The sequence below is a fragment of the Ruegeria sp. CDSA246 genome (assembly GCF_059611225.1).
Map to the genome: position 1 here is coordinate 79,535 of NZ_JBXWPD010000010.1, position 13,598 is coordinate 93,132.

General features: G+C 58.5%; 14 protein-coding genes. 3 read left to right on the plus strand and 11 right to left on the minus strand.

Annotated elements, in window-relative coordinates; all coding sequences use genetic code 11:
* Nucleotides 1-92 precede the first annotated feature (92 nt).
* A complete protein-coding gene (locus tag AC2FI9_RS14275) occupies nt 93-764 on the minus strand; it encodes a YiaD family glycine zipper/OmpA-like lipoprotein (protein WP_058272535.1) in 672 nt (223 codons plus the stop codon).
* A 108-nt stretch (nt 765-872) separates the two neighbouring features.
* The gene (locus tag AC2FI9_RS14280; protein WP_282152998.1) at nt 873-1,562 is read right to left on the minus strand and encodes a helix-turn-helix transcriptional regulator; all 690 of its coding nucleotides are present in this window, start codon (nt 1,560-1,562) and stop codon (nt 873-875) included.
* 103 nt (nt 1,563-1,665) lie between these two features.
* On the opposite strand from AC2FI9_RS14280, the gene AC2FI9_RS14285 reads away from it, so the two are divergent.
* Nucleotides 1,666-1,851, plus strand: coding sequence for a hypothetical protein (locus AC2FI9_RS14285; protein ID WP_496768500.1), 186 nt, complete (start codon nt 1,666-1,668; stop codon nt 1,849-1,851).
* A 2-nt stretch (nt 1,852-1,853) separates the two neighbouring features.
* Here the strand turns inward: AC2FI9_RS14285 and AC2FI9_RS14290 are convergent, their stop codons facing one another.
* On the minus strand, nt 1,854-2,501 hold the full coding sequence (locus AC2FI9_RS14290) for an RluA family pseudouridine synthase (RefSeq protein ID WP_496768502.1): 648 nt from the start codon (nt 2,499-2,501) through the stop codon (nt 1,854-1,856).
* Nucleotides 2,502-2,598: 97 nt separating this feature from the next.
* Between AC2FI9_RS14290 and AC2FI9_RS14295 the strand changes: the two genes are divergently transcribed.
* Together AC2FI9_RS14295 and AC2FI9_RS14300 are read left to right on the plus strand one after the other, a co-directional pair.
* Complete coding sequence (locus tag AC2FI9_RS14295) at nt 2,599-3,009, plus strand: nuclear transport factor 2 family protein (protein WP_058279776.1); 411 nt, start codon at nt 2,599-2,601, stop codon at nt 3,007-3,009.
* A 2-nt stretch (nt 3,010-3,011) separates the two neighbouring features.
* Nucleotides 3,012-3,722 carry an SGNH/GDSL hydrolase family protein gene (locus AC2FI9_RS14300; RefSeq protein ID WP_496768505.1) on the plus strand — a complete coding sequence of 237 codons (711 nt, stop codon included), beginning with the start codon at nt 3,012-3,014 and terminating at the stop codon, nt 3,720-3,722.
* Here AC2FI9_RS14300 and rarD read toward each other — a convergent pair.
* From rarD to AC2FI9_RS14340, 8 genes are all read right to left on the minus strand, one after another.
* Nucleotides 3,713-4,618, minus strand: a complete 906-nt coding sequence (gene rarD / locus AC2FI9_RS14305; protein ID WP_496768507.1) for an EamA family transporter RarD — start codon at nt 4,616-4,618, stop codon at nt 3,713-3,715. The two genes, AC2FI9_RS14300 and rarD, sit on opposite strands and share 10 nt — an antisense overlap.
* Before the next feature lie 145 nt (nt 4,619-4,763).
* Entirely contained in the window at nt 4,764-7,217 is a 2,454-nt protein-coding gene (locus AC2FI9_RS14310) for a GcvT family protein (RefSeq protein WP_496768509.1), read from the minus strand.
* 89 nt (nt 7,218-7,306) lie between these two features.
* Entirely contained in the window at nt 7,307-8,281 is a 975-nt protein-coding gene (locus AC2FI9_RS14315) for a GlxA family transcriptional regulator (protein ID WP_496768511.1), read from the minus strand.
* 10 nt (nt 8,282-8,291) lie between these two features.
* Nucleotides 8,292-9,185: a homocysteine S-methyltransferase family protein gene (locus AC2FI9_RS14320; RefSeq protein WP_496768513.1), complete on the minus strand. Its 894-nt coding sequence runs from the start codon at nt 9,183-9,185 to the stop codon at nt 8,292-8,294.
* 12 nt (nt 9,186-9,197) lie between these two features.
* Complete coding sequence (locus AC2FI9_RS14325) at nt 9,198-10,250, minus strand: zinc-binding dehydrogenase (protein WP_496768515.1); 1,053 nt, start codon at nt 10,248-10,250, stop codon at nt 9,198-9,200.
* Nucleotides 10,251-10,252: 2 nt separating this feature from the next.
* Complete coding sequence (locus AC2FI9_RS14330; RefSeq protein ID WP_496768517.1) at nt 10,253-10,729, minus strand: cupin domain-containing protein; 477 nt, start codon at nt 10,727-10,729, stop codon at nt 10,253-10,255.
* A gap of 18 nt (nt 10,730-10,747) precedes the next feature.
* On the minus strand, nt 10,748-13,198 hold the full coding sequence (locus AC2FI9_RS14335; protein ID WP_496768521.1) for a GcvT family protein: 2,451 nt from the start codon (nt 13,196-13,198) through the stop codon (nt 10,748-10,750).
* A 15-nt stretch (nt 13,199-13,213) separates the two neighbouring features.
* The gene (locus AC2FI9_RS14340; protein WP_496768522.1) at nt 13,214-13,594 is read right to left on the minus strand and encodes a GFA family protein; all 381 of its coding nucleotides are present in this window, start codon (nt 13,592-13,594) and stop codon (nt 13,214-13,216) included.
* Nucleotides 13,595-13,598 lie beyond the last annotated feature (4 nt).

Consider the following 13,598-nt stretch of genomic DNA (forward strand, 5'->3'; position numbering starts at 1 on the left):
GCCCAATAGCTAGCGTAACTTTCGCGCGCACCAAAGACCGGATGACGCGCAGTCAATGTGCGAAAAATGGGCACCCGAAAGTGCCCATATCATTATGTGTTTCCGTTCGGAATGATCTCGATGTCGACCCGGCGGTTCTGGGCCTTCCCCTCGGGCGTCAGGTTAGAGGCAATCGGGCGGTTTTCGCCCTGGCCGATGGTCGAGATGCGTGCACCACTTACACCATTGGCTTGAAGAATATCGGCGACAGAGCGCGCCCGGCGTTCGGACAGGCCCTGATTATACGCAGCGTCGCCGTCGCTATCGGTATTGCCGATGACCTGCACGTTCGAGTTGGGGTAATTCACCAGATTCTGCCCCACCCGGACCAGATCGGCCCGCAGTGCCGGGCGCACGGTCGCGCTGTCGGTGTCAAAGGTGATATCATTCGGGACGGTCACAATCAGTCGGTCGCCCGCGTTGGTAACGATGATGCCCTGATTGGCCAGTTGCTGACGCAGTTCTGCTGCTTGTTTGTCTAGTTGGTTGCCTATCAGGCCGCCTCCTGCTGCACCGATTGCTCCGCCTGCTACGGCCCCCAAAAGCGGATCAGATCCATTGGCAATCGCGCCGACACCTGCGCCGATCAGACCGCCAAGGAGTGCACCCTGCTTGGCGTTCTGGTTCGGGTCCGAGGGCAGGTTCAATGTGCCAGGGTCCGTACAGGCCCCCAAAAACATGGCCGAACACAGCCCTGCGGCAAGAACACTCTTGGAAATCGTCATGTAATCACCTTCTGCTCTGGGGCCCGTTCACCGAACCCGCTTTGTTTGGCGCAGTATATCGCGTTACCTTATCTTAGGCTCAAGCAACAATCGGGTGAAGTCGGCAAATTACCGCCGTTCAACAGGATCCAATTGGTTCTGGTCTTGCCAGATCGCTCGCAGAGGCTCCCCCTGCCCGCAGAAATGATCGTCTGTAACGTCGCAGGCCCAAATGCGATCCGTACGAAAATGGCGAAACCCATTCCTCAGCTCACACCACGCCGCCAACATCGTGCATTCAATGTGGTAGATAAGGGCGACGGGCCTGACGATCCGCTCGGTTCGCTCACCTTCGGCATTCACATAGGTGATGCGAATTTTGCGTTCAGAGCGGATAGCCTCGCGATAGTTTACGACAGGCACGCACCCCTTGGCCGGATCATCCATCGGTGCACCCCATGGGGCGACTTGCAGCCAATCTGCAGGCGCGCGCAAAGCGTCGATCTTGCGGCAAACACGGTCCGCAGCTTGTTGCAGGGTGCTATCCCCGGTGCGCGCCAGCATCGACAACCCGACCCACAGCGCCTCGACCTCTTCAGCGTCGAAATTCAACGGTGGCAGGTCATATCCCCGCCGCATCAAGTATCCCACGCCGGCTTCACCCTCGATCGGGGTTCGCTGTGCCTGCAAAGCGGCGATATCGCGATAGACGGTACGCGCTGACACTTCCAGCTTTTCTGCCAGTGCCTCCGCCGTCACAGGCATTTCGGCCGAACGCAGGATCTGGATGATTTCAAAAAGGCGGGTTGAGCGGCGCATAAGGTTCTCCGGGCGGTCTGCTGACATCCTAGCACACCCCACTGACAGGGTGGTGTCAGGAGTGATCTGCGATCTTTGGGAAACAAACCAAAGGAGGTCGACCATGCCATACCTCGACAATCACGTGATGATGACATTGAAACTGGACCGCTGGGCGCAGGATCACACTTTGCGCGCGTTCGAGATCGAACGTGATATTATGGCTGCCCGTCAGCCCTGCGCACCGCGCAAACGGACCAAGCGGTTCTCGTTGGGCAACCTCAAGATGCTGTGGACAAGCACGGCCTGAGGTCAGAAATCAGCCGGGGCGCGGAATTTCATTGAAACTCCGCCCTCGGGGCTTTTTAGGCGCAGTTCCTCAGAATGCAGCATCAGACGCGGGAATTCGAGCGCAGGTCCGTCGGCGTAGAACGGATCGCCCAGAATCGGGTGGCCCAGCGCTTGCATATGAACGCGTAGCTGATGAGACCTACCTGTTTTGGGGAACAATCGGACGCGCGTCGTCTCACCCTCGTGTTTTACAAACCGCCAATCAGTGACGGCGGGTTTGCCAGTCTCGTGACAGACCATCTGGCGAGGGCGGTTGGGCCAATCCACGATCAACGGCAGATCGACGGTTCCGGACTTTTGCTCGATGCGCCCCCAAACACGCGCAACATAGGTCTTGCGGGTCTGGCGTTTTTCAAACTGCATGCTCAGATGCCGCTGTGCGTGCGGTGACTGGGCAAACACCATGACACCCGACGTATCCCGATCCAACCGATGCACCAGCAAAGCTTGCGGAAATGCCGCCTGCACGCGGGTCAGCAGGCAATCGGCTAGATGCTCTCCCCTCCCAGGCACGGACAGCAGACCCGAGGGCTTGTTGACCACGATAAGCTGCGCATCCTCATGCAGCACATCCAACGGCGTATTCGGGGGATCATAGGTCTCGCTCATGCGCGCCTGCCTATCGCACCGCGTAGGTTCCCGCAACGTCGGGCTTGCCTGAACGAAACGGTTCAGCAACTCTCAGACCCAAAGCGGAGGAGAACCCATGCACCCCACAATCGCGCGCATGCAAGACGTTGTCGCCAAGGGCGATGAAACCCTGATCCACGAATTGCTGGCCGAAGACGTACGGTTTTCCCCGCCAACTTACTACAGCACCTGGACCGGACGCGAACCGGTGGCGGCTGTTCTGGGTCACGTGGGACAGGTGTTTTCCGACTTCCGCTATCGCCGGATTATGGGTGAAGGCAAGGATTGGGCGCTGGAGTTTCAATGCAAGGTCGGGGATCTGGACGCGGTCGGCGTCGATCTGATCACGTTGAACGATGAGGGTTTGATACAGGAATTCGAGGTCGTCATGCGCCCTTACAAGACCATCGGTGCCCTGCGCGAGGCGATGATGGCTCGGGTTATGACGGACGCCCGCTTCCTCGAATACAAAAACGCGCTCAGCTAACCATGACTGCCCCGATTGCCGCCGATCAGATATTGCGCGTCCCGCTGTTGCCGGTTCTGGCAGCACAGGCGATTTCCGTGCGTCGTAACGCTCAGCTGCTGCCCGAACCGTCCGGCCCGCGCCAAGGGCGCGAAGGGCGCGGCCCCCGATTGCGGCTGCTCATCGCTGGTGACAGCTCGGCCGCGGGTGTGGGGGCTGGGCGACAGCAACAGGCACTATCGGGGTTTCTCGTGGCGCGGTTGGCCCGCCATTACAGCGTGGAGTGGCGGCTGGAAGCGACGACGGGTCACACAACACAGGATACGCTGGAACGATTGAACCGCCTTGAAGGCAGCTATGACGCCGCCGTGACTGCCTTGGGTGTAAACGACGTCACGCGTGGAGTATCCCGGCAAAAGTTCACGGGTTTGCAGACCCAGCTTCTGGATCATCTGACGAGCAATCTGGGTGTTCGACGTGTCGTGGTTACCGCCGTGCCACAAATGAACCGTTTTCCGGCCCTGCCCCAACCGCTGGCCTGGGCACTGGGGCGACAGGCGGCCCGGCTGGATCGGGGTTTGCAAAAGGCCGCTGCGACATTCCCGCAAGCCCGGCACCTGTCATTGGAGTTTCCGGATGACCCGGCGCTGGCTGCTCCGGACGGATATCACCCAAGCCCCAAAGCCTATCGCTTGTGGGCAGAGGCCGCGGCCGACTTATTGCATCAGCGCTGACCCCGCATCTGACGAATCATCGGGATCGTATAGACCACCAAAGCCGCCCAGATCAGTGGGAAGGCGATCATCCGGCCCCGATCGATCTGTTCCCCGAACACGGTAATCGCAGTGATAAAGATCATCGTCGGCGCGATGTACTGCAGGATTCCCATTGTGGACAACCGCACCAATTTGGCCCCGTTGGCATAGACCAGCAGCGGAACAGCGGTGACAATGCCGGCACAGGCCAGCAGCATGGTGTCCCCAGCGGCTGCGCCAAAGTGGCCGGTTCCTTTTGCCCCCAACCAGGTGATGTAGACCAAGGCTGGGATCAGCAGGATCAGAACCTCTAGCAGAAAGCCCTGATTGGGGCCGATGGGCAGCGAGCGTTTGAAGAAAGCATAAAACCCCCAACTGACCGTCAGGGCCAGCGCGGCCCACGGCAGCCGACCCGCTTCGACGATCAATACCAGCACACCCAAAGCAGCTAACCCCACTGCCGCCAATTGCGTACGATTCAAAGGCTCACGTAACAGGATCGCCCCTAGCGCAATGCTGAACAGCGGGTTGATGTAATAGCCCAACGCTGCGTCCAATGCGTTACCGCTGGCAATCGCCCAGACGTAAATGGCCCAATTCACCGAGATCAAAGCCGCTGTTAGACAGGCCATGCCCAGCATCTTCGGGTTTTGTAAGGCAGCCTTCAAATCCCCGGTTCGCCCTAGCGCCACCAGCAACAGCCCGGCCACAGGCACCGACCATACAATCCGATGCGCCACGATCTCGACCGGCCCGATATGCGCCAGAGCTTTCATGTACAGCGGCAGGAAACCCCATAGAACGTAGGCGGTCACCGCCAGAGCCAATCCTTTTGGCGTGTCCTCATTGTGGGGTGATGTTGCGACGTCCGCCATCATGGATCTCCGGGTGATACCGTTTGTCTATACGGCTGTTCCGGAGGGTTTGGAAACTGCGAAAACCGTGAACGGTCGCATCAAGAAAATTGATATGTACCAAGAAAACGGGGCGCCGCAGCGCCCCGTGTGTCGAACCTTGGCGCTAAACTTTAACGCGCTCGGATTTTGGATCGTACATCGGCTTGAGTGATGCCTCGGCTTTCACCTTCACACCGCAGACATCGATCTCGTAGGTCGAAGCCAAAACGTCAGCCGCTTTTTCGCCTTCGCAGGGCACATAACCCAGACCGATCGCACCGCCCAGCGTGTGGCCATAGTTGCCCGAGGAGAGGTATCCCACATACTCGCCATCCCGAATGATCGGCTCATTGTGGAACAGCAGCGGTTCCGGATCGGTCAGCTTGAACTGAACCAAGCGGTTATGCGGTCCGCTTTCCTTACGCGTAATCACCGCTTCGCGCCCGATGAAATCGCTGCCCTTATCGACCTTGACCGCAAAACCAAGACCGGCATCGACGACGTGGTCCTCGCAAGTGATGTCGTGGCCGAAGTGGCGGAAGCCTTTTTCTATCCGGGCGCTGTCCATCATATGCATGCCGCATAGTTTTAGCCCCATGTCCTGTCCGGCCTCGTGCAGGGTTTCGAACACATGTCCCGCCATGTCGGACGAGACATAGATTTCCCAACCAAGCTCACCGACATAGGTCACACGGTGGGCTCGAGCCAGACCCATGCCGATCTCGATATCCTGCGCGGTGCCAAACGGGTTGGTCGCGTTGGTGAAATCGTTGGGCGAGACCTTTTCAAGCAGCGTACGCGCATTTGGACCCATAATGGCCAGAACGCCCTCACCCGCAGTAACATCGGTGACAACGACGTTGAAGTTGCCCGCATGGCGCTGCATCCAGGTCTGGTCAGCCAAGCGGGTCGCTGCCGGGGTCACCACCAGATAAGCGGTCTCGGTCAGGCGGGTAACGGTCACGTCCGCCTCAATCCCGCCTGCGCGGTTAAGGAACTGAGTATAGACGATCTTGCCATTCGGGACCGAGTAATCGCCGCCACCGATATAGTTCATGAATGCTTCGGCATCCGGGCCGTCAACGCGGATTTTGCCAAAGGACGACATGTCATACATGCCGACATTCTCGCGCACGGCTTTATGCTCGGCAGCCGAGTTCTCGAACCAGTTCTGGCGTTTCCAGCTGTACTGGTACTCGCGCTCCTGCCCCTCGTTCGCGAACCAGTTGGCACGTTCCCAACCCGCCAACTCGCCCATGACCGCGCCCTGTTCCAGCAGGTGATGGTGGAACGGCGTCCGGCGCACGCCACGTGCGGTGGCCTTTTGGCGATAGGGATAATGGTCGGCGTAGAGCAAGCCTAACGTCTCTTTCGAGCGCTCGAAAAGGTACTGCTTATTGCCCTGGAACGGCTGCATCCGGCTGATGTCCACGTCGCCCAGATCGAAAGGCTTTTCACCGCTGTCCATCCATTCGGCCAGCGCCATGCCAGCGCCACCGGCGGACTGGATGCCGATCGAGTTGAAGCCCGCTGCGACCCAGACGTTGTCCATCTCGGGTGCCAGACCCAGATGATAGGCGTCATCAGGGGTAAACGATTCGGGCCCGTTGAAGAAGGTATGGATACCGGCCTCGGCCAGCATCGGCATACGTTCACACGCGGCTTCGAGAATCGGTTCGAAATGGTCGAAATCCTCGGGCAGCTGGTCGAATTCAAAGGTGTCAGGAATACCGTCCATCGCCCAGGGCTTGGCATTCGGTTCAAATGCACCCAACAGGATTTTGCCTGCGTCCTCTTTGTAATACGCGCATTCATCGGGAACGCGCAGAACCGGCAACTGAGTTAAACCGTCGATATTTTCGGTAACGATGTAGAAGTGTTCGCAAGCGTGCAACGGAACATTGACGCCAGCCATCTTGCCGACCTCATGCCCCCACATACCGGCACAGTTCACCACCATGTCGCATTCGATATGACCAGATGCGCTGCCGTCATCTGCGACCCAGTCAACACCGCTCACCTTGCGGTCTTGTTTGACGATGTCGGTGACCTTCACGCGTTCCTTGACGATACCGCCACGCTGACGGGCGCCCTTGGCCAATGCCAAGGCGATGTTGGCCGGGTCACCCTGACCGTCCAGCGGTAAGTAAACAGCACCCTTCACGCCTTCGAGGTTGATGTGGGGATACAGCTCCTGAACACGTTCATTCTCGATTTCTTCGACCTCGACGCCGAAAGCGCGCGCCATGGCCGCCTGACGGTAGATCTCTTCTTTGCGCTCTTCGGTTAGCGCAACAGTGATTGATCCACAGCGTTTAAAGCCTGTGGCCACACCGGTTTCTTCTTCGAGCGAACCATAGAGTTCCTGGCTGTACTTCGCCAGCTTTGTCATGTTCGCCGTTGCGCGCAGCTGGGCGATCAGACCCGCCGCATGCCAGGTCGTGCCGCTGGTCAGCTGCTTACGCTCCAGCAGGACAACGTCTTTCCAGCCTTTCTTGGTCAGGTGATACGCCACCGAACATCCGATGACACCACCACCGATAATGACAACACGGGCCTTGTTTGGAAGATCAGCCATTCTCATGATTCCGCTTTATGAGTTTCCACCCAAAATGACACGGAAGAGCGACACAGAATGCACGAAAAACGTCAGACCATTTGCAAAAATCAACGTTGTTTGACTTGCCGTTTTTCACGTCTCAGCACAAAGGGGGTTACGCCGAAAAAGCTTTTGTAGACTGACGAGAAACCGTTGGGAAACCCGCAGGCAAGACCAATTTCGCGAACACTCATCGTTGTGTTCAGCAGCAGGTTATTGGCCTTGGCCAGCCGCATTTCGCGGTAAAAGCCGTTTGGTGTGGTTCCGAAATAGTTCTTGAACTTCCGTTCCAGCGATCGGTTCGAAAGCTTTAGCGCTTCGACGATTTCGTTAATCGGCAGCGGGTCTTCGATATTGGCCTGCATCACCTTGATGCACTGGTCCAGTTTGGCGTCACCTGTAGCGGTGGTCTTTGATCCGGAAAATGGCTGGAGAGACGAGAAATCCCGAATGTTTTCGTGCAGCATGATGTCGGCCACGGTCATTCTTGTTGGCCCGGAAACATGACGCCCGATCACAGCCAGCGCGACATCGGTAGTGGCCTCCATCCCGGCGCAGGTCACCACGGCGCCCTGTTCTGTTGCAATCGACAGTTTGGCCTCGAACTGGGCGCGACGTTCACGCAGGAAGGACGCGTTTTCCCAGTGGGTCGACATGTCCTCGGTCCCCTGCTCGTCGATATACCGGCTTGCAGCTTCGGACAACAAAAAGACCTGTGCACCGCGGAAAGTATAATCCGACACAACACGCCCCAGCGATAGATCAGGATGATCGGGGTCGGAATTTCCGATGACGAACAAATAGTCCGCGTTGGGCTGCGACGGAATGCGCTCAGTCTGGATCGTCGCCTCGCTGCTGCTGGCGACCGGGCCACCCCTCAGAGAGCGATAGGCATAGGTGAATGGCGGGCTCGGGCATACGCGGTTGGCCAGCCGCAGCACCTCAACCAATGACGCCAGTTCCAGCAGCACATAGCCCGGTGCGACAACGATGTCGAAATGTCGCTGCGCGTTAGAAGCCGGGATGTTCGACGGCGATGGCATCACTTTCCTTTCAGACAATCCGGTGCCCGGCGGACCGCAATCGATCGGCAAGGACCTCAATGTGGTCCGGCCCGACTTCGCAGCATCCGCCAACTATTGTTGCCCCCTGTGCTACCCATTCCATCGCATGATCGGCATAAGCCTCGGGTCCAAGATCGTGGCGCTGTGTCAACACGTCGACAGTCGGCGCGTCTTTCAGGAAATCCTGTGCAATCCCGGTGAACCCATTTGCATAGGCCCCAAATGGCCGCCCCATCGTGGCGATGACCTTCAGCGCGGCGGGGACGGCCTCGGGGCGCGAACAGTTTATCAGAACAGCGTCAGGGTTAAACCGATCCACAAGAGGCGCAATATCGGCAAGCGGTTCACCGGATCGCAGCCGTGTTCCGTCATCATCCATCACAGAAAGCGCCAGCCAAACCGGTTTGCCTGCCTCCGCCGTACCACGCAGGGCCCCTTCGGCCTCTTGCACCGAGGAAACGGTTTCGATCAGGAAAAGGTCGACGTCATCGGACATGAGGTTAACCAACTCGGCAAACTTTTCGGCGGCGTCTTCCACATCAGGATTCAGATCGGGGCGATAAGACGCCAGCAAAGGACCCAGCGCCCCGGCGATGCGCCCGGAACCGCCCGTGCGCGCACGGTTCGCCTGAGCAACCGCAGCATGGACCAGGTCGGGCAGTTGATCCTCCATATCCAGACGCTCCAGCCGAGAACGATGGACCGCGTAGGTGTTGGTCGTTGCAACCGTCGCGCCACGGCGGAAATATTCGGCGTGGACCTCTTGCACCAATTCGGGATGGTCGATCATAACGCGCGTCGACCACAGCGGAGTGGGTTTGTCCCCACTGCGTTTGACCAGTTCTTGCCCAATCGAGCCATCCAGAAGCGTGATTTCTGCCATTTGCCAACCTTCCTAAGGAATCAGAACGAGTTTTCCCGGCAGCACCTTGGACTGGAAGTCCTCTTGCGCCTTGGCGATGTCTCTTAGTGGATAGGTCTTGGAAACCAAAGGCTTGATGCGGCCTGCATTCATCATCTCGACAAGGCGGCCAAAGACTTCAAATGCCTGATGTGTGCAGCCGTGAATCGTGATGTCGCGCAGGTAGATCTCACGCAGGTCAGCCGAAACGATTGGTCCTGCGATTGCCCCGGAAACGGCATAATGACCGCCGGGTTTCAGGGCCAGGATCAGGCCGGGCCAAGCCCGGCCTCCGACAACGTCGATCACGACGTCGAACATGTCCTTGGGCAGCGGCGCGTTGCGGTCAAAGGTGTCCATGGCCCCCTGCGCTTTGACCACCTCGGCTTTGGCTGAACCCGTAACGCCCCAAACTGTCGCCCCGCGTAGAGACGCCAGTTGCACAGCGGCAAGGCCCACGCCACCCGAGGCACCGGTAATCAGCACCTTATGCCCAGCGGCCACGCCAGCACGGGTTAACAGGTTCTCGGCCGTGCCAAATGCACAGGGGATGGCGGCGATTTCGACATCTGACTGGGGTGAGGCCGTCACGTCATACAGGTCGTCGGCCTGAACTAGACAGTATTGCGCAAATGCTCCGTCGATTTCAGAGCCTAATGCGATAAAGCCAGTCGGATTGCCGGGACGTGGGCGCGGCAAGTTGATCGGGCAGGTCACCCGTTGCCCGGCTTGAAACCCGGTCTCTTGCCCTGCCAATTCGACTATCCCACACAGATCGCCACCCTGAATGCGCGGAAACGCCAACGCGCCTCCCCAGCCTCCGGCATCAACATCCTGATCAACGGCGTCCGTTGCCCCGGTCACGTCCGAGGAATACCAACCGACCCGTGTATTTATGTCCGTGTTGTTTACCCCTGCGGCCGCGACCCGAACCAGAACCTGCCTCGGTCCAGGCGTTGGAACCGGAATATCCTCGCGCCATTCCAGCGCTTCGGGGCCGCCGTGGCGCGTCAGGTAAACACCAGACATTTTTGTGGGCGTGGTCATCTTCAGACCCTGTCTTCCGGATGGGCTGGAACCGGTCCCATCGGCACAATGTCGTAACGCGCGTTCAGTTCGGCCATTTTCGCCTCATCTGCAAAGTCAGCCTCGGTCATTGTCGCCAGTTCGGCCAGAAACCCGTCGAACCCCGAGGGTTGAAAGATCATCAGCATTCTGGCGGGTGTGCCATCGGCGACGCGACACGCGTGGGGTACTCCCGGCGGGACATGCATGGTTGTGCCCGGAGTACATCGATGCCAGTTGCCATCAACGTAGAAATCCACTGCGCCTTCCAGAAAGTAAAAAGTCTCGGCGTGGGTATCATGGCGATGAAGACCAAGCGCGAAGCTGGCCTTCAGATTGTCTTCCATGAGCGTGTATGCGCCATCTGTATCCTGACCAGACACCTTCACAAAGGTGTGGTCATTTTCCCAGTCATAGTTGGGGCCCTCGCCGGGTCCCAGTTTGGCGTATCGTTTGCTCATGGCGGTCTCCGTGAGAAGTTAAGCGCGTAACCGCTCGTTCTCGGGATCCCAGAGCGGCTGATCCTGCTCTACCACAGCGCGGCACTTTTGGCCGTAGATTTCGACCTCAAGCTCGGTGCCGGGGTTGGCAAGCTCGGCCTTGATCATGCCCAGCGCGATGGATTTGCCAACGCGGTATCCCCATGCGCCTGACGTGGTTTCGCCCACGATTTGATCGCCCTGCCAGATACACGACATATACGGCGCGTCGCAATCGCCCGCATCCACTGTCAGCGTGACAAACGACTTCTTCACGCCCTGCTGCTTTTCGTTCAGGATTGCAGCCTTGCCGGGGAAATCCTGCGGCTTGTCGAGTTTGACGAACCGCCCAAGACCGCCTTCCAGCAGAGAGTAGTCGGTCGATAGGTCCCCCTTCCATGCACGGTATCCCTTTTCGATACGCAGCGAGTTCAGGGCATACATGCCGAACGGTTTGGCACCGGCATCGATGATCGCATCATAGATCGCGGGCATATGCTCGTTCAGAGCGTGGACTTCCCATCCTAGCTCACCCGCGAAGGAGACGCGGATCAGATAGGCGGGCTGGCCTGCAACGGTCGCAGACTGATGAGTCAGCCACCCCGAGGTCAGATCCGCATCCGTCATAGTCGACAGTATATCGCGCGACTTCGGACCAGTGACGATCAGTGTATCCCGTGTCGTGGTCACGTCTTCAATCGAAACACTCGCAGGCATCGCGTTCATCAGGATGTCCCGATCATGCCACTGTGCAGTTGCGGCGGTGATCATGATGAACTCATCCTCACCAAGACGGATACAGGACATCTCGGTCAGAATGCGGCCACGGTCGTCAGAGATATAGATGAGGTTCATCCGGCCGACCTTTGGCAACCCACCGGTTGCGAGGCCGCGCAGCGCCTCAGCGGCGCCCTCTCCCTTGACCATGAAGCGCGAGAAGCCTGGCAGATCTAGTACGCCACAATGGTCTCGCACGGCCTCGCATTCTTCTTGGATTCGTTGCTCCCACGGGCCGGACCGACCCCAGGTATGGGTTGCATCAAGCGACGTGTCATCGCCCGGCTTCGCGAACCAGTTGGCCCGCTCCCATCCGTTATAGGCACCCATCACGCCGCCCAGCGCTTTGACCTTGTCATGCACCGGTGACAGTTTCTTGTCGCGCGCCGCGGGCCATTCATGATGAGGGAAATGCATGGCGTATTCGTTGCCGTAAACTTCCAGACCTTTCTGGTTGCAGTAGTCCTGATCTGTGTAATCGGTGTAGCGACGCGGGTCGACGGCCCACATATCCCATTCGGTCGCGCCATCGACGATCCATTCGGCCAGCACCTTGCCTGCACCACCGCCCTGAGCGATGCCGAAGGTGAATGTGTGTGCCTCGAACGCGTTTTTCACACCGGGCATTGGGCCGATCAGCGGCAGCCCGTCCGGCGCATAGGGGATCGGGCCGTTGATCACACGGCCAACGCCGGAGGTCGCCATCAACGGCACCCGCTCCATCGCGTCAGTGACGATATCCTCGATGCGGTCGAGATCGTCATTCCACAGCTGGAACGAGAAATCCTCGGGCATAGCATCGTCTTCAGTCATCCAGTGGCCCTTGCAGTTAGGCTCATACGGACCAAGGTTGAAGCCATTCTTTTCCTGCCGCAGGTAGTACGAGATATCCACGTCGCGCAGCAGTGGCAGTTTCTTACCACCGTTCGCTTTGGACCATTCTTCAATTTCTGGAACTTCGTCCGTCAGCAGGTACTGGTGGCTCATCACCATCGCGGGAACTGTGCGGCCGCCAAAGGGCTTGAACCACTCTCCCACGCGCTGCGCGTAATACCCAGCGGCGTTCACAACATAGTCGCAGGCTATATCGCCTTTGTCGGTGTGTACGGTCCAGGTGCCGTCGTCGTGCTGAGTTACGCCAGTTGCCGGGCAAAAGCGGATGATCTTCTGGCCCATGTCACGGGCACCCTTGGCCAGTGCCTGTGTCAGCTGCGCCGGATCAATATCACCATCGGTGGGATCGTACAGAACGCCTTCAAGATCGTGCGTCTCCAGGAAAGGATAGCGCTCTTTAGCTTCTTCCGGGGTCCACATCTCCATCGGGATGCCTTGATAGCGTCCCATCGCCATGGCGTGTTCGAACTCTTGCATCCGCTCCTTGCTGTGCGCAAGACGGATCGAGCCTGAAACGTGGTAGTTCATCGGATAGTCGACCTCTTCGCCCAAACGCGAATACAGCTCGGTTGAGTACCGCTGCATGTTCATGATCGCCCATGAATTCGAGAAGGTCGGAACGTTACCCGCCGCGTGCCAAGTCGAGCCAGCGGTAAGTTCGTTCTTTTCCAGCAGAACACAATCAGTCCAGCCCTTCTTGGCCAGATGGTACAGCGAGGAGGCCCCCACCACACCGCCACCGATAACAACCACGCGGGCTTTTGTCGGAAAATCGCTCATTGGTCTTGATCCTTGTTACTGTGCCCGTTGGGGCAGATCGTCTGTGATGTCGTAGTAATCGCCCTTGTCGGCGACAAAGATATGCTTCGAGAGCGTTAGACCCGTGGGCTCGCTGAGCGCACCCATGGAAATTGAAATCGTGTCCTCGTCATTGTGCTGCCAGAAGAGGAACGAGCCGCAGGAACGGCAGAAACCGCGGCGGGCGGTGTCCGAAGCGCGGAACCACGTAAGCGTGTCGCTGGCGGTGAAGCTCAAGTTATCCTGATGTGTCCAGGTCGAAGACCAAACATGGCCGGATTGCTTGCGGCATTGACCGCAATGGCAGGCCGAAGGCGGTGAAAGCTCTCCTTCAATCGTGAACGCGACAGCGCCGCAGAGGCAAGAACCAGTTTGCATGTGA